This is a genomic window from Vibrio sp. 10N.239.312.D08, from assembly GCF_041466145.1.
Taxonomy (GTDB): Bacteria; Pseudomonadota; Gammaproteobacteria; order Enterobacterales; family Vibrionaceae; genus Vibrio; species Vibrio crassostreae_C.
In genome coordinates, this window is record NZ_JBFSSD010000017.1 from 63506 (window position 1) to 89801 (window position 26296).

35 protein-coding genes are annotated in these 26296 nt (G+C 41.2%); 28 read left to right on the plus strand and 7 right to left on the minus strand.

Annotated elements, in window-relative coordinates; genetic code table 11:
- The 12 genes from AB6D58_RS11235 to AB6D58_RS11290 form a co-directional block, all read left to right on the plus strand.
- The coding region (locus AB6D58_RS11235; protein WP_372157317.1) for a hypothetical protein at positions 1-996 on the plus strand (996 nt) is incomplete at its 5' end.
- A gap of 45 nt (positions 997-1041) precedes the next feature.
- Entirely contained in the window at positions 1042-2232 is a 1191-nt protein-coding gene (locus tag AB6D58_RS11240) for a toprim domain-containing protein (protein WP_102424207.1), read from the plus strand.
- Positions 2233-2364: 132 nt separating this feature from the next.
- Complete coding sequence (locus AB6D58_RS11245) at positions 2365-2598, plus strand: hypothetical protein (RefSeq protein WP_136987181.1); 234 nt, start codon at positions 2365-2367, stop codon at positions 2596-2598.
- Positions 2599-2881: 283 nt separating this feature from the next.
- A complete protein-coding gene (locus AB6D58_RS11250) occupies positions 2882-3352 on the plus strand; it encodes a DUF4314 domain-containing protein (protein WP_206361546.1) in 471 nt (156 codons plus the stop codon).
- Positions 3342-3575 (plus strand): 2Fe-2S iron-sulfur cluster-binding protein, encoded by a 234-nt coding sequence (locus AB6D58_RS11255; protein WP_081231380.1) that lies wholly within the window; start codon positions 3342-3344, stop codon positions 3573-3575. The genes AB6D58_RS11250 and AB6D58_RS11255 overlap by 11 nt, the downstream gene beginning before the upstream one ends.
- A 78-nt stretch (positions 3576-3653) precedes the next feature.
- A complete protein-coding gene (locus AB6D58_RS11260) occupies positions 3654-4346 on the plus strand; it encodes a hypothetical protein (RefSeq protein ID WP_136987179.1) in 693 nt (230 codons plus the stop codon).
- 93 nt (positions 4347-4439) lie between these two features.
- Positions 4440-4964: a hypothetical protein gene (locus tag AB6D58_RS11265; RefSeq protein ID WP_081231382.1), complete on the plus strand. Its 525-nt coding sequence runs from the start codon at positions 4440-4442 to the stop codon at positions 4962-4964.
- Positions 4964-5452, plus strand: coding sequence for a hypothetical protein (locus AB6D58_RS11270; protein ID WP_081231383.1), 489 nt, complete (start codon positions 4964-4966; stop codon positions 5450-5452). The genes AB6D58_RS11265 and AB6D58_RS11270 overlap by 1 nt, the downstream gene beginning before the upstream one ends.
- A gap of 55 nt (positions 5453-5507) precedes the next feature.
- Complete coding sequence (locus tag AB6D58_RS11275) at positions 5508-5954, plus strand: hypothetical protein (RefSeq protein WP_136987178.1); 447 nt, start codon at positions 5508-5510, stop codon at positions 5952-5954.
- Positions 5955-6055: 101 nt separating this feature from the next.
- Complete coding sequence (locus tag AB6D58_RS11280) at positions 6056-6604, plus strand: hypothetical protein (protein WP_136987177.1); 549 nt, start codon at positions 6056-6058, stop codon at positions 6602-6604.
- 84 nt (positions 6605-6688) lie between these two features.
- Positions 6689-7102, plus strand: a complete 414-nt coding sequence (locus tag AB6D58_RS11285) for a hypothetical protein (protein ID WP_081231386.1) — start codon at positions 6689-6691, stop codon at positions 7100-7102.
- Positions 7103-7296: 194 nt separating this feature from the next.
- The gene (locus tag AB6D58_RS11290; RefSeq protein ID WP_136987176.1) at positions 7297-7980 is read left to right on the plus strand and encodes a hypothetical protein; all 684 of its coding nucleotides are present in this window, start codon (positions 7297-7299) and stop codon (positions 7978-7980) included.
- A 220-nt stretch (positions 7981-8200) separates the two neighbouring features.
- Here the strand turns inward: AB6D58_RS11290 and AB6D58_RS11295 are convergent, their stop codons facing one another.
- Positions 8201-9298, minus strand: coding sequence for a hypothetical protein (locus tag AB6D58_RS11295; RefSeq protein WP_136987175.1), 1098 nt, complete (start codon positions 9296-9298; stop codon positions 8201-8203).
- Between the two features lie 213 nt (positions 9299-9511).
- Between AB6D58_RS11295 and AB6D58_RS11300 the strand changes: the two genes are divergently transcribed.
- The 9 genes from AB6D58_RS11300 to AB6D58_RS11340 all read left to right on the plus strand — a co-directional run bounded on the left by AB6D58_RS11300 (position 9512) and on the right by AB6D58_RS11340 (position 13372).
- The gene (locus tag AB6D58_RS11300; RefSeq protein WP_372128015.1) at positions 9512-9958 is read left to right on the plus strand and encodes a hypothetical protein; all 447 of its coding nucleotides are present in this window, start codon (positions 9512-9514) and stop codon (positions 9956-9958) included.
- 150 nt (positions 9959-10108) lie between these two features.
- Positions 10109-10654 carry a hypothetical protein gene (locus tag AB6D58_RS11305; RefSeq protein ID WP_372128013.1) on the plus strand — a complete coding sequence of 182 codons (546 nt, stop codon included), beginning with the start codon at positions 10109-10111 and terminating at the stop codon, positions 10652-10654.
- A gap of 146 nt (positions 10655-10800) precedes the next feature.
- Positions 10801-10923, plus strand: coding sequence for a hypothetical protein (locus AB6D58_RS11310; RefSeq protein WP_261901434.1), 123 nt, complete (start codon positions 10801-10803; stop codon positions 10921-10923).
- Positions 10924-11114: 191 nt separating this feature from the next.
- Positions 11115-11432, plus strand: coding sequence for a hypothetical protein (locus tag AB6D58_RS11315; RefSeq protein WP_372128011.1), 318 nt, complete (start codon positions 11115-11117; stop codon positions 11430-11432).
- 45 nt (positions 11433-11477) lie between these two features.
- The gene (locus AB6D58_RS11320; RefSeq protein ID WP_372128009.1) at positions 11478-11717 is read left to right on the plus strand and encodes a hypothetical protein; all 240 of its coding nucleotides are present in this window, start codon (positions 11478-11480) and stop codon (positions 11715-11717) included.
- Between the two features lie 147 nt (positions 11718-11864).
- Positions 11865-12047, plus strand: a complete 183-nt coding sequence (locus tag AB6D58_RS11325; RefSeq protein ID WP_081231393.1) for a hypothetical protein — start codon at positions 11865-11867, stop codon at positions 12045-12047.
- Between the two features lie 2 nt (positions 12048-12049).
- Complete coding sequence (locus tag AB6D58_RS11330) at positions 12050-12232, plus strand: hypothetical protein (RefSeq protein ID WP_102423482.1); 183 nt, start codon at positions 12050-12052, stop codon at positions 12230-12232.
- A 56-nt stretch (positions 12233-12288) separates the two neighbouring features.
- Complete coding sequence (locus tag AB6D58_RS11335) at positions 12289-12726, plus strand: hypothetical protein (protein WP_102305814.1); 438 nt, start codon at positions 12289-12291, stop codon at positions 12724-12726.
- Positions 12716-13372 carry a hypothetical protein gene (locus AB6D58_RS11340; protein WP_136987169.1) on the plus strand — a complete coding sequence of 219 codons (657 nt, stop codon included), beginning with the start codon at positions 12716-12718 and terminating at the stop codon, positions 13370-13372. Before AB6D58_RS11335 ends, AB6D58_RS11340 begins: the two co-directional genes overlap by 11 nt.
- A gap of 51 nt (positions 13373-13423) precedes the next feature.
- Here the strand turns inward: AB6D58_RS11340 and AB6D58_RS11345 are convergent, their stop codons facing one another.
- Together AB6D58_RS11345 and AB6D58_RS11350 are read right to left on the minus strand one after the other, a co-directional pair.
- Positions 13424-15385: an Ig-like domain-containing protein gene (locus tag AB6D58_RS11345; RefSeq protein WP_372157321.1), complete on the minus strand. Its 1962-nt coding sequence runs from the start codon at positions 15383-15385 to the stop codon at positions 13424-13426.
- A gap of 15 nt (positions 15386-15400) precedes the next feature.
- Entirely contained in the window at positions 15401-15652 is a 252-nt protein-coding gene (locus AB6D58_RS11350) for a hypothetical protein (protein ID WP_133150991.1), read from the minus strand.
- Between the two features lie 288 nt (positions 15653-15940).
- On the opposite strand from AB6D58_RS11350, the gene AB6D58_RS11355 reads away from it, so the two are divergent.
- Positions 15941-16234, plus strand: a complete 294-nt coding sequence (locus tag AB6D58_RS11355) for a hypothetical protein (RefSeq protein WP_372128005.1) — start codon at positions 15941-15943, stop codon at positions 16232-16234.
- 26 nt (positions 16235-16260) lie between these two features.
- Here AB6D58_RS11355 and AB6D58_RS11360 read toward each other — a convergent pair whose 3' ends face one another.
- Positions 16261-17043, minus strand: a complete 783-nt coding sequence (locus tag AB6D58_RS11360; protein WP_372128004.1) for a hypothetical protein — start codon at positions 17041-17043, stop codon at positions 16261-16263.
- Between the two features lie 147 nt (positions 17044-17190).
- Between AB6D58_RS11360 and AB6D58_RS11365 the strand changes: the two genes are divergently transcribed.
- Positions 17191-17385 carry a hypothetical protein gene (locus tag AB6D58_RS11365; RefSeq protein ID WP_136987165.1) on the plus strand — a complete coding sequence of 65 codons (195 nt, stop codon included), beginning with the start codon at positions 17191-17193 and terminating at the stop codon, positions 17383-17385.
- Positions 17386-17571: 186 nt separating this feature from the next.
- On the opposite strand, the gene AB6D58_RS11370 is transcribed toward AB6D58_RS11365, so the two are convergent.
- Positions 17572-17808, minus strand: a complete 237-nt coding sequence (locus tag AB6D58_RS11370) for a hypothetical protein (protein ID WP_136987164.1) — start codon at positions 17806-17808, stop codon at positions 17572-17574.
- Positions 17809-18205: 397 nt separating this feature from the next.
- Between AB6D58_RS11370 and AB6D58_RS11375 the strand changes: the two genes are divergently transcribed.
- From AB6D58_RS11375 to AB6D58_RS11395, 5 genes are all read left to right on the plus strand, one after another.
- Entirely contained in the window at positions 18206-18691 is a 486-nt protein-coding gene (locus tag AB6D58_RS11375) for a hypothetical protein (RefSeq protein WP_017062728.1), read from the plus strand.
- Positions 18692-18828: 137 nt separating this feature from the next.
- Positions 18829-19152 (plus strand): hypothetical protein, encoded by a 324-nt coding sequence (locus AB6D58_RS11380; protein WP_017062729.1) that lies wholly within the window; start codon positions 18829-18831, stop codon positions 19150-19152.
- A 535-nt stretch (positions 19153-19687) separates the two neighbouring features.
- Complete coding sequence (locus AB6D58_RS11385) at positions 19688-21391, plus strand: reverse transcriptase domain-containing protein (RefSeq protein ID WP_372128002.1); 1704 nt, start codon at positions 19688-19690, stop codon at positions 21389-21391.
- A 238-nt stretch (positions 21392-21629) separates the two neighbouring features.
- Positions 21630-22355 carry a hypothetical protein gene (locus tag AB6D58_RS11390; protein WP_137000997.1) on the plus strand — a complete coding sequence of 242 codons (726 nt, stop codon included), beginning with the start codon at positions 21630-21632 and terminating at the stop codon, positions 22353-22355.
- A gap of 567 nt (positions 22356-22922) precedes the next feature.
- A protein-coding gene (locus tag AB6D58_RS11395) for an IS3 family transposase (RefSeq protein ID WP_372157324.1) occupies positions 22923-24457 on the plus strand; the annotation gives its coding sequence in 2 pieces (ribosomal slippage) (positions 22923-23376 and positions 23376-24457; 1536 coding nt in all).
- A 238-nt stretch (positions 24458-24695) separates the two neighbouring features.
- Here the strand turns inward: AB6D58_RS11395 and AB6D58_RS11400 are convergent.
- Together AB6D58_RS11400 and AB6D58_RS11405 are read right to left on the minus strand one after the other, a co-directional pair.
- Positions 24696-25631 (minus strand): hypothetical protein, encoded by a 936-nt coding sequence (locus AB6D58_RS11400; protein ID WP_137000996.1) that lies wholly within the window; start codon positions 25629-25631, stop codon positions 24696-24698.
- A gap of 449 nt (positions 25632-26080) precedes the next feature.
- Positions 26081-26284 (minus strand): pyrophosphatase, encoded by a 204-nt coding sequence (locus AB6D58_RS11405; RefSeq protein WP_102420170.1) that lies wholly within the window; start codon positions 26282-26284, stop codon positions 26081-26083.
- Positions 26285-26296: the final 12 nt, after the last annotated feature.

A 26296-nucleotide genomic window follows, 5' to 3' on the forward strand; every position in this document is an offset into this window, starting at 1 on the left:
CAGGGCTCCGGTTCAGATTCAGATGATGACTCAGATGGTCAGGACTCCGGTTCAGCTGGTCAGGGCGCTTCTCAAGGCTCTTCAACCCGTAACCCACTCAGTGATGAAGATTTTCAGCGCTTGGGTGAAGCATTGGCCGATCTTCATGAGCTTATCGATCAAGCGATCAATAAACATGCTTCAGTGAATCCGGCATCCTATGAGGACATTTGTAACTATAACGTCACGCCAGAGCTAAATGGGCGAATGTTATCAATACCAATCCAAAGCAGTATCAACTCTGGTGCTCGTGCGATTAAACGTATTATCGAATCGCAGATGTGGGCTAAAGAGGCTGTACCCATCATGTACGATGAATCTGGTAGTGATTTTGACTGTGATTTACTTGCGGGTGTAACTGCTGGTAACAGTCGAATCTTCTATACAGAGGATATCGTTGAGACTCATAAATCTTCATTCGTTATTGCGATTGATATTTCTGGCTCAATGGCTGTGCCTGTTACAAATGAGTTTGGAGATCGAACTGGCTACTGTCGATTAGACATTGCCCAGAAAGCCGCCTTATCGGTTGCAGCTGCACTTGAAGAGTTGGATGTACCAGTATCAGTCTTGTATTTCAATACGATGGCTTATGTTGGAAAGTCATTCAATGAACCTTTGATGCAATGCTATCCGCGAATCGGTATTGACTCTAGTGATGGTACTGAAACCAATAAGGCTGTCTTAGCTGCTCGTCAAGAGTTTACAAAGCTCGATTTGGCAAGCAGAAAGCAATTACTTGTTGTTACCGATGGGTGTCCAGCTGATACACATGCTGTCGAAAGTCAGGTAGAGCAATGTAAAGCCGAAGGGATTGATGTTGCGTCAATCAATATTTGCGAATCAAGGTACGGAGGCATTCCAAATTATCAAGTGATACGTGATGCTGATGACCTTCCCGCTGTGTTGGATGACATGATTCAACAGAACTTGTTGTCATCGATTGAAATTAGTTAAACGTAACAGTGACGCTCTTCGGAGCGTCCCTTTTAGGAGGTCAAAATGAGCAATTACAGAAGATCAAAAATCCAAGATGTACATGCGTTAGTGATGCGTCATGGTGGCTGGTCCTCAGTGTTCAAATGTTACGGTGAACTAACTGAGGCGATGCGAAAGTCTTCAAATGGTGTTTCTAAAGCTGTACCAGATCCATTCACTGGCAAAGGCAAAACTGTCTTTCGCTTGTACAAAGATTGGAACGAGTCTGGTGGCGGTTATTACAATGGTAAGGGTCGTATTGGTGATGGTATTGATATGGTCGCTTGGCTTGAAAATTGTAATAAATCGAAGGCGATGGACATTATCTTAGATATTTTGGGGGAGTCTACAGACAACATTTCTCAACGAGAAGTGAAAGCCGTAGCCGCTCAAAAAGAAGAGAAAGCTGTTCTTAGTCCTGCAGATATAAGCAAACGCCTATGGATTTTGCAAAAGGTTGAACATGAGGCATTTGCTGTCACTGAATCTGAAATAGGTATGAACTATCTAATATCTCGCGGATTAGGTGACATTCAAATACCTTGCAACGTTGGGTTTCACTCACAACTTAAAATGTGGGACTCACAAAGCAACGAAGTGTATTTACCAGGCATTGTTTTATACATTCAAAATTTGAAAGGTGAGGCGATTGCTTTTCATCGAATTTTTTTGAATGACGATGGCTCAGATAAATCACCGTTGCTTGATAACCCTAAGATGCAAATGTCACCAATAGAGGATCCTCGCGGTGCATCAATACAGTTTGGTATGCCTTTAATCTGCAAAGATGAAATGGGTAATACACGAATTGTGTTAGGTGTTGGAGAAGGTCCTGAAACCTGTTTGGCTTGCCAGCATGCTGAGAGTATTCCTGTTTGGTCAGGTATATCTTCTACCTTGATGGAGCTGATCGATATTCCTTTCGAAGTAACCGATTTGGTTATTTTTAAAGACAAAGATCGCCTTACACAAGGAAAAGACATGCCGGAAGGCGACAGAGCTGCCATCTCTTTGAAGGAACGTGTAGAGAAAAATATGAATCACTGCAAAGTGACCATTGCATCTCCACCGAGTCCCATCAAGGAATTGGCAAAATCACAAGATTGGCTTGATGAATGGTGTGATTCTGGATATCAGAATTTCATCGGATACTTAGCCAAAAACAAGCTGACACCGGTTGGTTTTCTCGATAGAGAATTTAACGATGTTGCTTAAATACGCATTAGCCTTCCTTCGGGGAGGCTTTTTGCTTTTAGGTCGCTCAAGGATTGGTCTAAACGCAAAAAGCTCAAGACAATGCACGGTTGCTGTATAACGATATAAATAAAATCACTGAAGGAGAACCTTATGGTCACTGGGTCTTGGTACACGGTTGATGGTAAAAACATTGAAGGGCTGTCCGAGCTAAAGTTCTCTGATATGGCCAATGCACTGAGTGAAGTTGAGGCTGCCTATGAATGCATCGTCCTTGAAGAGTCAGAGCGGTTAGGGTGGAGCTTATTGCAAGTGAAAGCCGTTGTGCCAATTAAGGATGGCACAGTAAAACGAAAATCAACCTTAAGGTTACTACTCAGCCATTAGGTCACTAGAACACAAGTACTTCGTAAACACGGGAAATACCGCCAGTAATTGCCAAAAGTACGATGAAATTCATGTTAACTGTAATTGATTTACCCGAGAAATTTATCACTTTATTAAAGTGATTATTCCTCATCCAGTTAGGATGCTGTTGCAATATCCTCTTGTCTTATGACATGTCCCCATTGACTTTAATACCCAAGTCACAAAAACCTACCCATAGGGAACAGTTCGTACCCTATTACCATAGGTTGCGTTTGTTCCTTTATTCCTTGGAGGAATTACCATGCGCAACTCTATCATTGATGCAGCTTTAGCAAACTATACGTCTTCTATGACCCGCTATATCTGTAACGATAACACGTTGGACCTACAAATCGCGCAATGCGCTGTTCGTTGGATTAACGCCTCTCTTGAGCTTACTGGCCGTGAACATTTCCGAACTACATCAAATGGATTATTAGATGTGCCATTTCTTTTAGATTCTAAATACCACGATAACTTCGCTACAGATTGCTGGTTTCTGGCTGAGACTTTATTTGTCCCGACTACTGAAACAATCAAGCAATCGCTTAAACCTGGTGACGTCATCAAGATGATTCACATGAACGATATTGACCCAATTGATGCAGGAGAACTTGGTCAAATCAAGCGTATCGACGACATTGGAACATTGCATATGCAATGGGACAACGGTCGTTCTCTTGGTATTTGCATGCCTGCTGGAGATTTATTCGAGGTTTATTATGCGAGTTAACAACACACCCATTCCAACTGATTCTTGTACGGCGCTTGTCGCACTAGAAAGAGCTGGATACAAAGTAAATTCTGAATGCCGAAATGGTTACTGTGGCGCTTGTCGTCTCAAAGCTACTGGCACTCCTACTTACTTAAATGACCCTATTGGATATAAGCAAGACGGTGAAATACTTGTTTGTTGCGTTGATTCGCAATCAGACATTGACATCGAACTACCTTAATTACCCATAACCCCAACAAACTCAACGTCAATCAAAGACATTGAACTTGTATCCCCAATTCCTATGGAGGAAACCCTTATGTCATATGAAATCATCTATGAGAAATTTGCTACGTTCTGTCCTGCAGATGTAGTAAGTCAACAAAAGAAAGATTTCCTACTCAAACATTTCAATATCAATTGTTCAACTATGAGCGATTACGATATCGATGCCGAACTTTTCAGACGGTTCAAGATCATCTCAACGGATAACTTGTACATGCTTCAACTCTTAATTGGTCCGTCCAATTGTGTTGATACAGAGTCAGGAAAGCGCACCCGAGATTGGATGTATTGCGGTGTCGACACTGAGTATTCACTATTCCAAAAATACGGATGTGAATGGTGCCGAAGTGTTGAAAGTGGCGATTTAAAGCCTAATGGTCGATGGGCAACCCCTGAAGGCTGGCTTAAATCATTACGATTGGCATTCAAGCAAGCAGTGAGTTATGAGGCTATGCCTTATTGTCATTCCATGTCTTTTTGGATCGTCAAACCTACAACCTGGGAAGATCAGTACAAACTCAAGCAGTTTGAATCGATTGTATCCAGCTTTGGTGCTGACATCATGGAAAGAAGTTGGTTTGGTACTCGCAAGTTATATTGCTCATTTAGCCCTGAGTCGATGTTTGAAATGTACCTGTTTCAAGAACTATCGATTCGTTTTTTTGGCAAACGTGCATTCAGCACGACTAGCCCGAGTCTAGGTCTAGTCAAGCAAAGAGCTATATAGCTCAACCCCTTACATCTTACCCATTAGCAGGGACTTTCTTCCCTGTGGGAAGTTGTCCCTTCAAAACCTTAATAGTTCTTGGAGGAACTGAATATGATCACTTCAGATATGCTTTTAACTGCAGCAAAACCCTTCGGATTACCAATCGTTGCGATTGATGATATTGAAGCTGATGCGCGTAGCTTGAATCGTACTCGCCGTGATAACCCAACCACCCAATTTCTCTGGGTTGTAAAGCCTTGTGGCAGTGTCTTGTTTCCAATTGGAAAAGGCGTGAATCCACACTTCGTGACATTTTGTTTTGAAGCAAGTCATCAAGCGTTCTTGATAAAAAATGACGATATCTTTCCGATTGAAACCGAAGAAGCCGAACAGCTTTCGTGCAAACTTCCTTTCGATGTGACGGGTATTCGATATCAAGAAACACTGGTACGCAAAGTCACTCAATTACTGAGCCATGCTTGCGTGCATTCTTCTGCTCTTGCGGAATGTAGCTTAGATGAAAACTCTAGCTGGAAGTCATGGCAACGTTGGTTCGAAGATCTAAATCATCCAGTCATGGCTGCGTTTATGTCTCTTTGTATTCAGCGTTCGATTGAACTGACGGAGGCAAACTGATGAATCGCAAAACTTTAGATATTCAACGTCCATGTCGTCGAATACACGATGGTCACAGCTTTATGATTGCTCAACGTGTTCTGCGTTTACCTGATGAAGACTCTGGCCTGTCTCATTCAATTGTTCGATTCGAAAACAGTCGTGTTGGTTTTGGAAGCTTAAAGCTAAAAAGACGAACGGCAATTCGAATCACCAACAAAGAGAATGGTCAATGGATAATCCGATATTGCATGGGGAATGGCGGCAAGATTAAAGGGCTGAACAAGGAATATATTGCTATCGATTACGATGGTGTAAATGAACTTGGTGTGACCTTTAATAAAGACGTTCGTTTGTCTGTGAATACAGCTGACTGGTGGGACATTACAAGATGGTTTTGGACGTTCCCAGATCTCAATGTAAAGCTTTCCTTTCGTTTAGGTTTGATTGGATTTCTTTTAGGGATAATCAGTTTAGCTGACTTAATTGCGAAGCTATTTATAGCTTAACCCCCTGTGGGTCCGATACCCATTAGGGCGGTCCCCTCATTTCAAGAGGTATACCATGAATGAACTAACACCTACATCGCAAGATGTTGAAGCCCCTCGATCCGTTTTGGAGTTTCTAGACAACTTAACAGCATCGAAATACTTCTATCTTGAGGCCGCTGGCGCGTACCTTAGAGAAGTTATTGATTCTGAATTGCTCGATGATAAAGCCAAGTTGCTCGAATTCATTGAAGACAATAAGTGTGAAGCCGTTGAAGACATCAGCGCAGAGTTGGTTGAAAAGATGATTTCTGACCGTGCAGATACATTGCACAGTTCAGCGTTATACATCTTGAAATCATTTCTCGGCACTGTGCCTAAAACTGAGGTTGAAGCTCTTCAAGATGGCGCTGTTGCTGATATTTGGTATGACGCTTCGGACCACGGAGACACTAGCGCCGCAGCAGTCATCAAAAATACGCAAGATGCCATGAGCATTATTGCTGACTTCTTAACGAAGTAACCAATCTTAAAGGAATCTTCCTTTTACTCCCTTTGGGGCATACGTCCCGTAGGGGAGTTGTGTGCCTCATAGGTTAACCACCTTATGCAGAGGAACACATTATGGGCTTTTTTTCTTTCAAAACCGCTGACACAAAACAGTCAATCTTTAATACGTGTACTGAGAAGTGTCGTCCAGTGTACATGCTCCAACCAAACAACGAAGACCCAATATATGAACCGGCTTATGAAGGTTATGGTGTTTTCGGAGGTGTTGATGCTTATACATGGTTAGCGAAACATAATTTGCCAACGTCAGTCACGAACTCATACGACGACGATGAGCTCCGAACTCTGGGGATAAAATTGGCCTTTGGCTTAGACTCTTTTGAATACGATAACCATCTATTCATTAAAGAGAATGAGTTGGATGTGCTAAGACAGGTGAACCCTGCACTGCTTGAACGCGAGTTTACCCAATTCCAAGCTTTTTCCGATTTCATTATCGTGAACGGCGAGGAAATTAGACCAAACGATCTCCCATCGCATTTGAGAACTGACCTGCAATTAGCACCAGTTAAATACCCATTAAAATTCAGTTTCAGAAAAGGTAAGCAATACAGTGATTACCCTGCTTCTGAGAGCTGTCCATATCAAGGTTACTTCATTTAACCCCAAACCTTGATACAACCCACCACTACCCGTGAGGGATCTTCCCTCATAGGGATAGATCCCTCAAAATTGGAGGAATCTATCGTGGAATCAACCTATTTAGATGATACCGACCATATCTTAATTAAAGCGTTATCCAAAGAAGATATGCCGATAAATGAAATTGCCAAAAAGTTTGAAGTACCAATTGCCAATATCGCGATGTCACTAGACACCTGCCATTTTGCAATTACTGACAACATTTTGCGTAAAAACTCTCAGCTAGGAAAAATGAAATTGACTGCCATTGGTATTGAAAAACGATGTACCTTATGCAATCACTTTTTTCCGCTCACTAAAGAATTTTGGCACGTCAAGCGCACCACTAAACATGGCCAGCGTGAGATGGGAACCTGCAAAAGTTGTGAAGCTGAAAAAAAGCGTCGTCAAGAACTCGATGGCCGCTTAAAAGACTTAGGAGGTAAAATGTGTTTCTCGACACGTTACCTGAATAAGTAGCTGCATACCTTGTAGTTAAGATGAAAAGTCACCCGATCGGTGGCTTTTCATCCACCATTTCCATCCGCTTTGACACATCCAGCCATATCGCTTCACCCTAAATTTCAATTTCTTTGAAATACTTCCTAAATCCGCATTCGTATGTTGCATAACCGTTTTAACCGACTATCAAGAACTTAAATGGGTTAGCGCACATGAATAAACAGGACACGATCAACCAAGCACTGAATATCATCACCAGTTGGAACCTTGACGACAGCCATTCCAAATCCTTCTCTGATTTTGTCTTCTATTGGGCCTTTGCGCATACTAATCAGCACAAAGTGACTACAAGGTTAGATTCTAAAGAATCAGTACAAGATGGGGTGGTAGAGCTTGCACAGTTGTTAAGCAATGCAATGCTTAATGGGTACAGTGATCCAATCGGGGACATTCTGATTGAGTTAGGTGTGAATACAAAGACGAAACGAATGAACAATCATCAAGATGACGATTTTTTAGAGCAAATGATGGGGCTCAATGATAACGAGGTCTATGAACCATTTTGCGGTACTGGTGCGTTTACTATGGAGCTCATGCAGGCATATTGTGAAAAGCATACAGAACGTAGCAATCCTCTCGATCATTACACTTATTATCTCGAAGAGGTTAAGCCTCTCAACTGTGCAGCCGCAGTGATTCAAATCTTTCATAAGCTCGAATACCTATCTACCAAATTTGGTTCTGCCATCATTCCAGGCAACCTCAAAATCATCAATATCGATCCGATAACACGACAAGAGGGGACCCAACACTACATCGCCAGTAAGATGTCGGATGCTGAACAAATTGAACACAACCTGAACTCGCTGCCTAACACTCAACCGACGATACACTAGGGGGCATTTATGATAGTAAGTTTGAGTGCAGTTAAAGCATTCACCTTTCATGCTTGATTTTCCCGTTCAAGTGGCGTGAGCGAGTTTGCCATTTTGGTTTAGCAGTGTTCTGAGAAGGCTTTGCCCCTTAATGAGATACAGTCCAAAGTTGAAACAGTAATGTTGAGGTCACTTTGATATTCAAAAGTATTGAGCAGCTAAAGAAAAGGGCAAAGCCAACTTATTCACACCTTTCAGTGAGCATAAGTTTTGTTTTAAGAAACGCAAGTTTGATGTCATCAGTTTTGGTGAACTTGAACTTACCATCAGTAGAAGCGTCGAACCTTTCAAAATAGTATTCGAGTAGCGGATCATACCTACCACTGTGAACCCAAGTGTAGAACTTTCCGAGTTCGTATCGTAATTCTTTATTAAGGTCAGATCTTAATCTCAGTACACTAATGGTTGCTAGGTCAACGATGTTCATTTCTTGTAGATTCGTCTTAATCTCTTCAATCAGAGGTAGGAGGGATTCTTTATACTTATCAGCTAATGGTACAAGGTCAGCGTCAGTTACTTCCGCTTCAAAAATCATAATGAGGTCATCAATCTCTCCATTATAGTATTCGTTATCTAATCTTTTTTCTGACTCAGTGCGAAGAACATAGAGTTGTTCTAAAGGATCAGGTTTAGTCTCAATTTTTTCTTTTGAAAGTTTGTGTTGGTACTCAACAAACAGCGTTTCAATCCTATCAGCGATAACATCTAGGTACTCATATCGTATCTTGAGAAATTCGAACAGCTCATTGATATTCAGGTTTAACGTTAAGTCCTCTTTGCCCACATCTCGACTGTACAAATGAACACTCAGGTCGCCAGTGTTGAAACTGCTTGTAAATGGCCAACTTGCGAATCGCTTTGAATTCTCTTGATTAAGATTTACTGGGTGAGCACCGAAACACGCCCTGATAGTTTTAAAGTAATTATTGTCGCCTTCATTAGGGAAGAGGCGAGCTTTGAAGCATTTCTTTTCACCATGAAACGGATCTTTATTGTCATTCATAAACACTCGATGGAGTTGTTTGATTGACTCGAAAATGAGGTCTATTGAAGAGATAAGAGAGTAGACCTGCATACATCTACTATCTATATTCTTGTCAAACTCAGGTGCATTTTCTAAGTGCCTAACAGAAACAGTGATCCAATCCATAGCAGAGCAAACGAGGTTAAAAAGGTTCTTACCGCCTTTATCTTTGTAGATTTGATACACAAAGCTAGAGTTTGAGTTCACTAACTCCCTAAAATCCGTGATTTTATCATCACTAACAACGCTTCTCATTCACCAGTTCCTTTTCTAACTAACTGAAAATATTATAAAGAATGGCAATTATGATAGTGATAGTTCTTGAGCTCTTCAAATATATTATCTTTCGACACACATCATAGATTGATATTGGTTGAGTTTTATATTTGATGACCGCAACATAGACGAAATTCAATCGCGAAAAATTCCCAATATAAGGAATTAGCTAATGATTGATAAGGAGATTAAGTGCAAGTATCAGAACTAAAAACAGTGGCCACCCTGGTCCGGAAAGTGATTAAGAAGGTCGTTTCAGAGTCAACCTCTGTTGATGTTGAGCTTCAAAGGTTTCCTTCAGGTTCGTGTGAGGTATCTAGTGTAATTTTGGGACTCTATTTGAGAGAAAAATATGCTGTTAACGTTGTACAGTCAGTCGGCAAACGTCCATCTCCGGAATGCGAGTACAGTGAAAATAACCATGTTTGGTTAACGGTGAATGAAACTATTGTTGTCGACATCACTGCTGATCAGTTTGACGATTGTTTGGAGAAAGTATTTGTTGGTCGCGATAGCGCTTTTCATGACACATTCGAAGTTTATGATACAAGACCGGTAGATTTTAGTTACTTACTGAGACGCGGTTCAGAGGGATATGGACATATATATAAGGAAGTAGTTACTCGAATGGCAAACTAGTTTACCTAGTCGCCAGCTTATTCGATTGGTTGAGTTTAGTTAACAAGGTGACTTTTAAGTGCTTTATATTTTTCGATGGAGGGGGTACTCATAGATAAATTTGATGTTGAGCTACTTGGTTGGGACGGTAGTCTGGAAAGTTGTTTAGACATGTTTTCAGGGCTTTATGGATATCACATTGACCCTAGTACCCACAAAAAACCTAATCAATGTATTAAGTATGAAGAATTCCTTAAAAGTTCAAATGTTTTGAATCAATGGCAAGAGAGTATGGGCAGTAACGGTGATACCCCGATATTTAAACTATTTCAGAGAAACTATAGAGGTTTCAATGTCGATGATTTCATTAATTTAGATATGGAAATACAGGAGAAAGGTCTTTCATTAGCCAAAGGTCAGATTTTGTTTCGCGGTGTCTGTTCTGAAAATGAAAATGATGACTGGACCAAACCTGTGTCTACAACTTTGTCTCCTTACATCGCGATTTACCACGCATTGAAAAATGGTTATACGAAGCCCATAAAAATATGTGTAATCGAGGTTCCAGTTGATACAAAGGTAAAGGCTATTATAGGTCCATTTGGTGACAATGTTGAATTTGGGCAAGAGTATGAAGTTTTAGTCAATTTTAAGCACCGCCCGAAAGTTCATGAAGAGATAACTAGAGGCAATGTGACGTTCCAGTCATTACGTTGATTGAGTCTATGCATTGATCTTTATGGTCAGTATTGGATTCTGGTAGTACCTAGACACACGCTTTGGGACGTAGAAAAGTTTCAAACTTATTGTCCAGCGATAATAGTCATCAATCTTCATGAGAACTATATCGATTTGAATAGGTAATGATTGAAACCCACGGTCACGATGTACGTGTGCGCTATCTGCAATGGTTAGAAAGCACGCGTACTCAAAACAAGCAAAATAAGCTGACTAATTGGAAACTGAGACTCATTACTTTGCCATAGTAAAAGGGCAAATTGAGTAACACACTGTCCACTTGGACAGCGAGGATCACCCTCTAGCTCACCTGGTTATTACGCCATCTGAAATGTAATCAGTCCTTTGACTGCCCCTATTAACTCCTCAGAGTTACCAACCTTCAAATACAACTCTTGTTTATACCCCAACTAGTCCCATGAATAACTGGAGTCCAGATATGAATGCACTTAACTTCCTTGGTTTTGATTGCCGCATTGTTAAACGTCATTACGCTAACGGTGTAATTGCGCTTGAGCTGATTGCTGCTGAAACCGATGACAACATTAACAACGACACCTTTCCCGGTGAACGAATTTGTGTTGCAACAACCTGTGTTAGTAATGCCAACCTACTGACAAATGAAACCTGCATCAAAAACTACAGTGAAAACACTGGAATTGAACATGTTCTTGTTGAGGCCGGAATCATTAAGCTAACAGGAAGATCATACAAAACCGGCTACGTTAATGTACCTATTGTCGAAGTCTTGATTTAGTGATTTTTATACCCCTGTTTGCCATTGAATAAATGGAGATCTCATATGACTAATTTCGAACAAATGTCAGCTTTAGTGGATATCGAAATCAGTCTTATTAAAACTGTCAGACGCATTAAATTGCTCAAAAGACCACCGTCAAATTTGCTCTTAGAGACTTATCGCTCATTCAATGAGTTGAAAGCTCAAAGTGTCAAATTAGATAGTTACGCAGGCGACTGCATTATTGCTCGAATTGACCATCTTCTACAGGACGATGAGATACAAGCACTTCTAAAGAAGTAACCCCCCATTCGAAGTTTGTTTCCCAACAAACATAGAAACAAAGATCCGCTCTTAACCCCCATAACCTTAACCCAACACGGGACCTATTAGCTTACCCGTGCGGTGGCCTAGTACGTCTCAAATTCCAGTTCTTGGAGGAGCTAACTCATGCCACGAAACATTCCAATAAGTAAGTTTGCTGACTTTATTTTGTTCTACAAGATCAACGGCAAGGTGAAGCAGAAAAAGTTTGAAGATACAGAGGCAGAAAATGTGTATCGCTACGCTAGGTCATTCCCACAAGGAATAGCTTGGAAAATTAGACAACTACCCTCACAGCAACAGGTGTGATTATGAATATTGAAATGACAGAAAAAGCCATGGCAGAACCGGTCGCAATGCATCTAGAAGGTGCTGATGTAGCCGTCGTTGTGGAATATTTTTTAGGTCGCCTAGTTAACGAGATCCCCGAAGAGAATCTTGAGGTGGTCCTTAAATCATGCAGTTCAGAAATCGATATTCATTCTAAAAAATGACATCTGCACTTACTAAACCCCATGTGCTTACGCACGAAATATACCGAGGAATTACTATGTCTTTCACAACAAAACCAGCAAATTTGAATTGTAACCTAATGAGCAAATTTGCACTCACTTGCATCATTGGCTTGTCATCTTCCACTGTAATTGCAGATTGTCAATTTGGTGCAGAGACGATCCCTGTTGGTGAACAACTTACGATTCGTGATGAATTCTTAGTCGAGGAAAGTTACCAGCATTACCTCAACCAAGGTTACACGACTCAACAGAGCAAAGAGTTCGCAATGTCCAGTGATTGGACCGTTGTTGCACTTGAATGCACTCGTCAATTCGTACCTAACCCTAATTTCACTCCTGAAACAGCTGAACATGCCGGTTCCCAATTTATTTACGTTGGCGACGTGCTGGTGGCTGGTCAGTTTCAACGTACTTTTTTACCTGTCGTGATGGGTTTGGAAGTAAAGAAAGAGGAGCGTTCTCATGTTCAATAAAGTGATAGATGCTGAGTGGGTTATGATTAATAACTCTCTTACCCCATGTAAGTTTAGTACTGCCTTTCATGAGTACTTGTGCTTACGACGTCACGATAATCATTTTGATTACGATACGAGCAAACACGGGTTACTTACACCGACCAGAAACTACTCAATTGAGTTCTTAATGGCTGCGTCTCATTCATTTGTCGAATTTGGGGATACGTTAATCGTTCCACTGCGTGCTTCGAATGAAAACATACAAGAAACGATGTCAATTAAGTTTGTCCCATTCCTGACTGATGAATTGGCCAAGCCCCTATGGTCTAAGTATGCGAAACATCAATCCATAAGGACTATCGGAAGATTTGCTGAATCAATGCAGTCTAACAAAAGCTATGTTTGGTCATGGATGAAACTTCAAGCTTCGGAATCTGTAGCGAATGAAACAGCCCCAACTCAAACAAACAGCTTAGAAGATGATCTAAAGGCGCTCTTATTTGAGTTCCGAGAAGATGAACAAAACAAAAAACTTCGTCGAAATACCAGTTTGGCTATCGACAAAGGTTATTTTGAAGGGTGCGAATGTACTTTGGCTTACGTGCAGTCCAACCTCATCAGGTTGTTACGTAGTCATGGTATTCGAGTACCAGAACAATTTTAACTAAAACAAAAATTGCTCCCATTGGGAGCAATTTTTTTCATCTTCCATCTGTTACTGGTTCAAACTCAACCATGTCACCGCAGATGTCCCCCAGCGTGTACTCTTTTGTGTTTTATATTCTTTTACTCCACTTCCAATTCGATAGAGCAAGATCGCTTGGTCTTCAATATTTGATAGCTTATTACTCAAATCGCCATCACCAAACTGTGTGATAACTTGATTGATGAAGTCGTTCAGTGCATCTGATTTCTGATTGATGTTGATGGCCACTATGTCACCTTCACTGAGTGTCGCAAGGTGTTCGTCCAAATCGGAATCGCGCCAAGTGGAAGGGTCAGCAAAACCATAACTATGATACTCAGCATTGGCACTCTTTCTGAGAAAGACTTGCAAGTTGCCAGTTGGTGCTTTCAACCGGTCCATCTCCAATGTTCGATCACATCGATTTGAATCGGCGTCTGAGCAAGTTCTCTGAACGACGTATCGCCAATCATGAGGTGAGTCGATCCAAGGGAATTCAATGCTAAAGTTCGCTATTTCTGCATCCGGAGTAAAATAGAAAATGGGTAAAGCTGTCCCTGTTTTATCAAGGTTGACCGTGATAGATACCGTATCACCTGGTGCGGCAATCTTATCACCAACCATCATGTCATGGGTGTTACTGGCATCAGCGGTGATTAAAGCCTCATGTGGGCCTTCCACTAAATTTCCTTCACCACTTTCAAGTGCTGGAATGGTGACTAGTGTGTGAGGCGTATTGTCCAAATTCAGCAGCTGCACATCAGAGGTGATAATTTCGAAGTTTTGGTTCAAGTAGTCATTGTTTGTCGAGGGTATGACCTGAATATCAAATGTGCCTGCATTGTACGTCGAGAGGCCATCGCTCGTTTCAAAGGTGATGTCGTGATGCATCCCAAGATCATCATCCGTCGGATTCATTTCGATGACACCCAAGTCATTTAATCGCATAAAGTTAGGCTTATTGATTATATTGACCACGGGCTTTCCGTCAGTCTTTGTTGACTTGATTTGGGTGAAGACATTTTTTTCTTGTCCAGATATAAGGTGTGGTGGCAACGTGAAAGATGTTCCACTCGAACGTACATTCACATCGACAATCCCGTCTGTAAACAAGTTCGACTCGTCAGTCACTCTATATTTGAATGTCTGAATGCCATCATTATCTGGTGATGGGGTATAGGTAAAGGTGCATGGGGGCGTCATCGTCACTAAACCATAATACGGTTGCTGGCTTACCATGCAGGTGTGAGAGTCGGTTGGGTTTTTGTCTGTCCAAGTCCCGGCCACCGTAAAAGGAGTCCCTTGTGATATATCGCCAGTCTTGTGTTCAGCGATAGGTGGATACAGTTGCTGAATGGAGTTATAACGCACATTCCCTTGTGACCAGTTGAAGAAGCCGAAATATCCCGGTGCAACGGTTAGATCATTGACGTCAAAGATTGTAGCGCCATCTAACTTGGTCACGATCCGATTCGGAAATAGCTGCATTTCAAATTGGTAGGGCTGGCCATGCATCCATTCTACATTTCGCTTCTTACCCAAGATGGTGTTTTGGCCTTGTTCAACATCATGAACCGTCCAGCCATATGATTTCATCTCATCTAAGGTGCCATCGAAATAAATTAAACTGAATCCATTGTCTGCGCCGGTTGGCAGTTTTTTCCATGAGAAGAGGTAAAAACCACCAGCAGTAGGATCGCCATAAATGAACCCGATGTAGTCATCGTCTCCAGCTCCCGCATCTACTTGAATGACCCCTTTGAAGGTTCGATATTCGTATTTGGTTGCACTCATAAACGCAGTGGGGTGTCCGTTGATGCTTTGGTAGACACTTTGGCCATCTGAACTTACCGTCCAGTCTCCTGACGCAGCTTCGCCGTACTGCTTCCATGTATGCAAATTCACTTTATCTGACTCAGCGTTAGCGACACCGACGGACATTAATAAGTTTATGGCCACGCAAGAAAGAAGGTACTTTGTATTGAATTTCATGGCTTGTTCCTCCAATTAATGAATCGGTGAGCCCGAGCTTTCGCTGATATTGTCCTTGAGCTCGGTACGCAAGCGATCCAATGAAGCCTCACAAATATCCATTAAATCGACGTCAGCATTAAACCTAGCAACCGACAAGATGCTACTGATGAGCAGTTGGCGTAAATGCAAGGGCGTCTCATCTGTTACACCTAACACTTTTAACGCGGCCACTAACCGGACAGTGCTACTTATTTCTGGGGAGGGCGAAGTCGTATTGGTCGTCATGATTTACTCCAGTTTTCTTTTGCTGCGCACGATGTCGGAGATCGGCTATGTAAACCGAGAATAACTCAGCATCGAGCAAAGAAATTCAAATAAGCAGGCCGATCTATGCGATTAAATTGACATAACTAAGGGGGTGGAGGTCCCCAAAGGGCTCAATGGAGCCAGTATTAGCCGGTAGGGTTTGTCAATTAACTTTCGATATTCGTGTCGCTAATTTGTAAAAGGAGACATTGGGGCGTGTATAACTGAATTGAACACAAACAGTCAGTAGACATAAGGTATTTAGAAATGATGAACAAGAATAAGAAGAATTTTAACTTTCGAATTACATGCATTGGCTTGATATTAATGCTGTGTTGTGGAATGTCACTGTTTTTTCAAGCAGCAACGAGTGGTTACCCGCTTTTTGAGTTTGTAAAAGAAGTCGTCTTGGGAAACAGTCTTCCAACTGAAGTCAAAAACCTCGCGATGTTTCAGCTACTTCCAACTTTAGCGGGTCTACTGTTGGCTATTGGCGGAACGAAAAAGATGGTTGATGAGAAGAAGTCTACCGAATCATCTGACGTAGAAGAGCAAGCGTAATCGGTTAAGTGACCTCATAAGGGGTATTATGAGGTTTTACTGATCCAAAACTCACCGTCGCATGGGCCAACGAATGGAATGGCTTGACCGCTGTTTAGGTACGAGTCTTCGCGTGACTCTCTGGGAGAGACAACTGAGTGATAAGTAATTGGATTCAAACTAATAAAGAACCCAAGCTTCATCGGCTTGGATTTTCGATCCGAATATACTCGGCTGCGGTATTGGTGACCGGTTTGTCTCCGGTACACAATATCTTCGCGACCAAAATGGTTAACTAGTTCTTTTGTGCTTACTTTCAGTGACAGTGTTACTGGAGCCAACGACACTATAGCTGTGCTAAAGCCGAGTCTAATCAGTTCCTCTCGCATTTCGTTGTATTTCTGAATGTCATCAGCTGGCGTAGCGGTATATTTACCTCGAACTAAACTCACTTCTTCAGTACTGGTGATTAGATTTGAAGAGTGTGCAACGTTTTTGTAAACACCGATACGCGTCGCGTCCGATAAAAATATCGGTTCACGAGAGCATCTTTTTTCAGAAAGCGTTAGAGATTGGTGTAAGTCATAAATTTCTTCCGCTTGTTTTTGAAGTTTATCGAATAGGTCCAGATCGCCATTGACGTGACCTATCCATCGAATATGTTGAGGTTTGGTCAGACGAAGATGGCCCGATTCAGTAAATTCTTCAATGTATTTTGGGTAGCAATGCGAACCAAATGACTCCACTTCACTTGAAGAAGAGATCACATCGTCGAAGAACTGTTCTTCTAATTTGAAGAATCGCACCCAATCAGCGTTGCGGTTTGTCATTCTGGAAGACTCTTAGATAACGTATTATGTTATTGTATACAATTATTGGTTAAATACAAAATGGGCCTTGTATGACGAATAAATTGCCAGTAGCGCATCAAGAATGCGTCGAGGAAAAGGCGTTAGGCACTTAAAGGAGCTCAACTCATGCAAGAACTATGGTTATTGGTGATCTTCTATATCACATTTGGGTTTTGGGTTGGATGCGGCACCGCTCCCGCAATTCTCGTATGGATTAAGAACCCACACGAAAGTTCTTTGTGGAAGATTTGGGCTGTCACGTACAGTTTGGCGCAAGGGCCAATTGGGTTGCTTTCCATCAAAAACTGGAATATGGACTAAAGGTTATGCGTATGTCTATTGGAAGCGGTTATAAGAGGCTTACAGTCGCCTTTACTCTCTTAGTCGTCATGAAGTATGTCGAACCTGTTTCTTCACTTTTAAATGTCACCCCAAACTCTCTAGCCGATATTTCACTATTTCTATGCGCGGTATGTGTGCTCTCTATTTGGATACAGAGAAAGTTAGTTAACGACCGTATCTAACATCATCCGGTGACACTTTTTCCGCGATGTCTAAAAGTATAGCGACTACCGTTCTTTGAACATCTTGCTTTTGCTCTTCAAGAGTAGAGCCAAATAAACTGATCTTTCTATCGATACCCGTTGCGATGGCATAGCCAGCTGATGGGTAGAGCACGATATTAAACGCGTCACTAATTTTAAGTTCGTGAGTGCCGTCATCCAAATTTGTCCATGAAATCATATCTCTCTCCTGTGCGCTAAGTGCATTGAAGTTCAAACAATAGCATCATCCAAAGTGGGTACACGGTAGTTTTGAGGGATATGTGAGAGAGTAATAAAGATTCATACTGAGTATTAAAGTATCATACTAAAATGGCAGCGATCGCAGTCGATACGCTGCAGTCGATACGCTGCCATTTCTAAATCGAAAATGCCCCAAAATCACTTAGACCTTTTGCTCATTCGCATCCTGTTCATGGTTTTTCCCCTACTAAAAATTATCTGAAACTAGCACACAGAGTGATTCCCAACGCTTGTCACTTTTGGTGTCATCGTTGGGTTTTGTGTTTATAGTGCAATGAGTTAGGTTTGGTGATAGCGTTGCTCACCTTAATGCGGCTATGACTACCTGAGGAAAGATGAAAGCTGATAAATCAATTTACATTATTATGATCGTTTTTATACTTAGCTTTTATGCTGGGCAAGCAACAAATTCCCCTGAACTTGATAACTGGAACTTTTTAGTCCAATTGAGTACGGTTTTTAGTGGGTTTGGTTCTTTAGGTGTACTGATCATTGCATATCAAGCGATGGTAAATTGGAGGCGTCAGCAATCTCAAAGCATAGTGATCCAATCAGCAATTGAAGTAGAAGACCTATTAACCAAATTTCATCTTGCGTGTATCAGTGACAATTTTGTAGGTAATCATGACCTGAATTTGTTCAAAGATATTGGGTTAATAAACTGGCGCTTAAGACGCAGAGGATTCAGTGTGCAGGAGTTAAAAAAAATAGAGCAGACAATGAGTGAAATTGCTCAATCGCTTAGAGTAACTCAGACTATACCTCAGGATTTAGCAGATCGTCTTTTGGAAGATATTAATAACTTTTCACGCTCTTTTTAGCATGATGACAACAATTACTTCAAGACAGACTCACAAATGTGTACCATTTTCGCTTCGCTAAAATTTTGGCACATATTCATTCGCCACTTAAGCGAACGTTATAGCGCAATATTAGATTTGAATTTGGGAAAATAATAATGAATAAATCAATCATAGTTGGTTCATTGGTGATTGGAGCTTGTGTTGTCGCTAGCCCCTTTATTTATGATTCGGTAAAAAAGGCGCAGCGTGAAGAACAGCGCGAAAAAGTCGCAGTGCAGATAGAAATTACAGATGTCACAGCTCTAGAAAACGCTGCAAACCTTTACAAAGAATCAAAAGGTAAATGCCCAAGTAAAGCTTCTGAGATGGTAGGAGTGACCATAAAAAGAGAGCCTAAAGATCGTTTAGGTTTGGAATACGAAACGGCTGGAGACTGTCAGTTTAAGTCTTTCAAAGGAATAACTTCGAGTAGTATTTAGTTTAAAGTTGGGTCGCTATAACACATTTGAGCCTCCCTTTCTTCGTGCATAATAGCAGCAGTATCTTTTGGCTGCATAAGCAGCCAATGCTCTGAATCCGCCTGCTTCACTTTCCCAAACTCAAGTTATCCGAAGTTAGCAGTCTCGATCACAACCCTTAAATTGAAAATGTCCACAAGTAAGTTCCAATGTAGTGGGAACAAGTTAGAGGCTATTCGTTCAGTAACGTGAATCTAAAACTATAGCCTTTTCAGCTACAGGTTTACCATTTATTTTGCTACCTGATTGAAGTGAAAGCATTTTATTGGTGTTGTGGTATATTGAGTGGGTATTGATTTGATAGCACCAATTACGCATTGCATTCTGTTGAGTATTGCTGTAGATTTTTCGACAAGAGGCGAGAGTTTAACTTTCTGCTGTTAATCTGCGGCGGTCATAAGCATGTTTCTTTTTACCGGTTGTCAGCTAGCCTGATGATGCCGTTACGCTGTACAAGAGAAAACAAAATCGCCTCTTTTTTTAAGGGTTTGTTACGTTGGTAGATATCTCATTAATTTCCCAAATAGCGGCTAAAGCTGCATTCTCATCGAATATTCAAGTTCCTTTACCGAATAATTTAAGAGATTGTTTATGCGTAGATGGATTGGCTCAATATCTGAGCTTTAGAAATTATGATGACTTGAAAACACTTATATACCCCTCTGTTAATCACCTTTACAAAGGCTTTAACATTCCCAAAAAAAATGGCGAGTTTCGATCAATTGATGCGCCAAGGAAAGATCTAAAAAAAATACAAAAATTCCTAGCGAACGAATTCGCTCAAGTATACTCTCCTCGTAATGCGACTCATGGTTTTGTAAAAGATCGAAGTATAGTTACAAATGCGTCGAAGCATGTTGACAAAAAATACGTACTAAACTTAGATCTAAAGGATTTCTTTGGCTCTATTCATTTCGGTCGCGTTCGCAACTTATTCCAATCTCATCCTTTAAACTTACACCACTCAGTGGCCACGGTTTTATCTCACCTTTGTTGTCATAATGGTAAGTTGCCTCAAGGCGCTCCAACATCGCCAATTCTCTCAAATATGATCGCCTATCGTTTAGATAAACAATTGCAAACATTGGCGTCCAAAAATAGATGTACATACACGCGTTATGCTGACGACATTACATTCTCTTTTACTCAAACTCGTGGGCGCTTACCCAAGCCTATTGTTACGTTAACTCGTGACCTACAGCTTACATTAGGTAACGAGCTAAAGGAGCTCATTACTGAGAATGGATTTGCTATCAATTCAAATAAAACCCGAATAGCAGCGAGATGCAACAGGCAAGAAGTCACTGGTGTAATAGTCAACGAACGTATGAATGTATCTAGAAAGTACGTAAAGCAAACACGTTCAATGCTATATGCATGGAAAAAGTTTGGTCTTGAAGGTGCTGAAGAAACCTATTTAAGAAAGTTTCATGGGAAAACTGTATTTGAAAAACACCAACGAAGAATTGATGAAAAGAAAGGGCAGTTTTTTAAGAAAATTGTAAAAGGCAGAATTAACTTTATTAAAATGGTAAGGGGTGCTGAAGATTTAATATATAGAAAAGTAGCCTATGATTTTTCTGTGTTAATAGGTAAACCTAAACCAGATCTTGTGCAAACGCCATTAGATAAAGCGTGTGATTCCATATTTATAGTTGAAAATTCGCTAGATCATAGCCAAGGGACTGCATTTCTTTTGAAGGGGATTGGTATCATCACAAATGAACATGTTGTTCGTGATATTGATGAGAATCTATCAGAGCTTTTGGAGCTATTTAGATATCATGAGCAGGAAACTAAGCGTCCGGTTAAATTTCAAAAGTCATGCAGGTCTAGGGACTTGGCTATTCTAAAACCCACTACAAGTTATAATGGTATCAAGCGCTTAAGTGTAGGTGATGATAGGCAGATAGGTATTGGTTCGGTTGTAACAGTGCTAGGTTTTCCCCAGTATTCTCCCGGCGAAACACCATACATCAATACAGGCAAAATTATTCAATCTAAAGTGCTGTTTGGTGAGCGTGTGTGGTTACTAGATATACCAGTAATCCATGGGAATAGTGGTGGTCCTGTTCTTAATGATCGTCAAGAGGTTATCGGTGTTGCAGCAATAGGCTCACCAACACATGATCAGTCAACAAAACTCCATGGTTTCATACCGATTTCCACGCTGCTAGAGTATGTGAAAGAATCCAAGTAACAGAGCTTAAGGGTTCAAGATACTTTTTCTAATCTCATGGAAACGGTTTAGCTCAGTGGCTATAAATTGTTTTTGTCCAAAGACGTGCTGACGCCGATCTCGGCAAACACGTATTTGCCCCAATACGTGTTTAGAACTGTAACTATCTCGGTTTAATGATCCCTAGTTTGACTCAGTTTATCTAATCCATATAGAGTACAAGTATTGATTGAAAACAATTGGTCGATTAGTGACTAAAATGAATAAATACACGCATCATCATATTGAGCGCTTTTATAAAAAGTTTATAAGTAGATCTTTTGACCAAGATGATGTTGCTATGTTGATTGTATTAGCTAGAGATTACACCCCGCAAAGAAGTATCTTTCGAGAGTTAGGGGACTTTTTAGCGCATCCTGATGCGAAAGACCGCGGTCTAGTGATCAGATCATTTCAAGAGATCATTGATTTTTTTGATGATAATACGGAAGAAACTTTTTCAGGAGCAAAGCTGCCAAATCAAAAAAGTAGCGGGATTGGTGCTCTAGACGAAGTAAAAATTAGCTTATGTACTATCTTTTCACTTGCTGGGGTTGATCATGAGATCGAGTCTAAAAACGAATTACGCTTCCGCGATTTTGTGTTCTGTCTGATATTTTTACTAGGGAACTTTCGTTTGAAAATGAATGATCAACTAGTCAAAATTAAAGTTAAGTACGGCAACGCACTTTCTCTTTCCATTTCATATGAAAGTGCAAAATATGAAAGGCATTACTTGTCATTTAACTTAATGCTGTTATGTGGTGTTTGGCCTCGATGTATTCCCACTGATTACAAAAAAGATCTAAGTGGCTATATAGCTAGGAGGTTCTCCAATGGCTGCCTAGGAGCGATTCCATACGAACTAGATGTGCCTTGTTTCGATATGAACATGCAATCATTTGAAAGAGGTGTGATTTGGCCTCTAAATGATTACAATTTTTAGTGGAGTATATGATGGGTAAGCAACAAGCAAGAGGATTGTGACTCTATCCGTGTAGCCACATAACCCCTCTAACCATCCTACTTAATAATCTTACTAACCCATAGGGAGTTGGGATGAAATAGCAGCGATTACACCAGCTATCGTAGTTCCTCGAACAATCAGCACTTTGACTAGGTCAAGAACTGAGTTAATTACACTTTGGTCTATTTGTAGTTCTACTTGAAATCGCATACAGGTGTTACCTCTCTTTTTGGATTGAAAATTACTAATTAATTACGACTTACGTCATCATATTTGGCTGCCTTAGCTGCCTAAAATGAGTTGGTCAATCGAGTTTCAAATACGATAGAAGTCAATCTGTTTCGAGATATCGTTCCCTACCTTAGGTATCGTTATTTGTGGTTTGCAATGCAGTCGGATTACCCGACAAGGAATTTCGCTACCTTCACAAACCTAATTTTCATAATCTTTCCAGCAATCGTGGCTATATCCTTCCATTGCTATCCCTATCTGGCAGGGTATATGTCACTGTTAAAATTTAACCAGTTTGGGCGATAAAGAGTAATTGTGTCTCGTATCTCAGTAGAAAGAAAAGAAGCTATATTGAAGAAGCTATTACCTCCCTATTCAATGTCAGTTAAAGAAGTGTCGGAAGAGGAAGGAATTAGCACTGCGACCCTGTATCATTGGCGCCAGCAACTCAGACGTTCAGGAGCCGCCGTGCCAAATAGCAACACTTCATCAGAGCAGTGGTCAGCTCAAACTAAACTTGCCATTGTCGCTGAAACCTACTCAATGACAGAAAGTGAACTCAGCCAATATTGTCGTGAAAAAGGTCTTTTTCCAGAGCAAATCCAAAGCTGGCGCAGCGAATGTATGCAAGGGTTTAAGTCGAGTAAAGAGCAGGAAGCTGAAGCAAAGAAGCAGGCTAAAGCTGACAAACTTGAAATCAAAGATTTGAAGAAAGATTTACGACTCAAAGAAAAAGCACTCGCTGAAACGGCCGCTCTCTTGGTACTAAGAAAAAAGCTGAGAGCCTTTTACGGGGAAGAGCCAGAGGACGACTAACCTCAACCGATGAAAGGCAGACCATAGTGACTCTTATCCTTGAAGCGAAGCAATGCGGGTGTCGTTTAGAGCCAGCTTGCCATGAAGTTCAAATCGACTTGAGAACGTATCGTCGCTGGTATCAGCAAGGTGAAGTTCAAGCTGACAAAAGGCCAATATGCCTCAGACCTGAGCCTGCTAACAAGCTGTCGCAGGAAGAGCGTGATGCGATAATCGAGGTGTGTAACCGCTCTGAGTTTGCAAGCTTGCCTCCAACTCAAATCGTCCCGACACTGCTTGATAGAGGTGAGTATATCGCCTCTGAGTCGAGCTACTACCGAGTGTTGAGTACGCAGGGGCAACTTCACAAACGAGGTCGTCAGCGGAGCAGACAGAAGCAAGCGAAGCCAACCAGTTACACAGCGACGGACTCGAACCAAGTCTATACGTGGGATATCACTTACTTACCTTCAAAAGTTCGAGGCCAACATTATTACCTGTATTTCATTGAGGACATCTACAGTCGAAAAATTGTTGGTTATGAAGTGTATGAGCATGAATGCGGTGAGCTGGCGTCACAACTTCTGCAACGAACGTTGATGCGAGAGCAGTGCTTCAATCAAGCTCTGGTTCTTCACTCCGATAATGGTGCGCCGATGAAGTCGTTGACGTTCAAAGCCAAAATGGAAGAGTTAGGTATTACTTCATCGTATAGTCGCCCAAGAGTCAGTGATGATAACCCGTATGTTGAGTCATTGTTCCGCACGGTAAAGTACATGCCAAGCTGGCCAACGAAGGGCTTTGAAACAATCGATAGTAGCCAAAGTTGGGTTGAAGCCTTCGTACGCTGGTACAACACCGAGCACAAGCACAGTCAGCTAAATTACGTCACGCCTTCAGAGCGTCACAATGGAAAAGATAAAGAGATCTTGAAGCGTCGTGTAGAGGTATTGCTCGCTGCAAAACAGCGAAAGCCTGAGCGGTGGTCTGGTGATATCAGGAACTGTGCGCCTGTTGGTGACGTTCACCTAAATCCAGAAAGAGAAGCTGCTTAATAAGTAAGCAAATGATGACAACTACCTTGAAAAACACCGCTATCAAGCGTTTATATTCTATCATACGAATAAGGATGTTCAAGACACATCAGAAAATTTGATGTTTAGAAACAAGAACTAAGCTTTCTTCCTGAGCGTGTCTCGTGAACCGTGCTGACATATCTTTGACGCATAGTTACTTAGAGTTAGGATTCATTCCGCTTCCTTTCGATTCATCCGATTGGTGTACCTGCAATGTTCAGGCTTTAGAGTCGCAGAATTTGAATGCTTCATCTGCTATCGAAAGACACTCTGAACACTCTGTGTAAGTTGGCTTATAGCCGTCATGAACGACGTCGTTTCTTATGTTCTTGAATCTAAGTAACTGATTCACCAAGCCATCAACTTCCTTATTAAACAAGTTCGGCAAAGCTTCTAATATCACGTCATGAATGCGTCCATACTTTTTGATTTTGTAACCTTTAGCCCTGTAGACGTGTAGTAAATCGTACAAAGCTAACTCAAGCGCAATGAAAGACTCCAATACAGCAGCGCTGTAATTCTCTTGTTCATTCGCCATTTCATAAGCCCGCATCAGAGTTACACGCCAGCTAGGAAAGTCACCAGTCGTAAGGTAATGGGCAATGTGACCAGTGCTTTTTTCACGATTGAAGTTAGGCAACTCATTATCTGCTAGGTTCGGAGGCTGTAAAGAAGTGAAGCGTCGTGCATCAGGCTCCCAATCATCGAACAGTTCGCGGATTCGTTGATCAGTGTCTTTGGTTAAGTGTTGTTCGTTGTACTGCTTAAATCCAGTAACAATATATGGCTTAAAGCCTGCCATAAAGCCCACTTCTTTAATTGATGTGTCTAGCGTGGCGTAGCGGTATACCCTGATAAAGTGATTCAGTGCGTTCAAAGCTTTACGTTCTAAAGCATTGGAAAGACCATCGGCTTCAACAGCAATACGAACAAGCGTTGTGATACTGGAGTGACTGAACTGTGTGTGTCCTTTACCGTCAGTATCCATCAACAAACTAACGTCAATTGAACCATCAGCCCGATTAACAGCGTTGCAAATCTGGTTGACTCCGGTCTGTCGTGATGCTTCAAAGTCGTACTTGAAGCCCTTCGAGTTATCATGAGCAACTGTGATTATCCTGTCTATCACAGATAAGGTGTTGACGGAGTTCATAGGCTTACCAATCCCTACAACGAACCGATCTCCTTCAAAACGGAAAGGGGCTTCACCGGGCATAACCCGAATATTGCCCGGATAAAAAAACTGAAATAGTGCACAACCTCTCAATTAAGACTCCTATGTTTCAATTATCATGTATTGAGTGCAAACTTTGAATTACTTTCCATCATATATCGTGGCAAAACAACAAATACTATTTTTGTTAGACACGCCGTTAGGCGACTTTTCCATACCTGTAATAATTCATGACTTTCTAAATTAGCAAAACCACTGGCAAGGTTTTGTCCAGAAACGTTTTTAAAATTGATCAAACTCTATTGTCCTCCGACAACAATGGCTAGATATAGAGCGAGCATAGGGTCAGATAGAGTTTAAAAGTAGGTAGTGGTTAGGGGGGAGTTGGTGATCTTAATTACACATCCCTGTGTAACGTATTTTGAATGTCAGCTGGCTTTAAAGAGCTTCATAAATTGACTAAAGCGTGGAATCAGGTTTTGCACAGTCGGCGCATCGGGAATCTCATTTACAAAAATCATAAAGCGCTGTGCTTTACTTTTATCACCTTGAGCAGTCCCTGCTAGTATTGCTTGAGCTAAAATTACATGCTCAGCGGTAACGTCCTTATTCGAAAATTCGTGAATCAACATAGAAAATCCTAA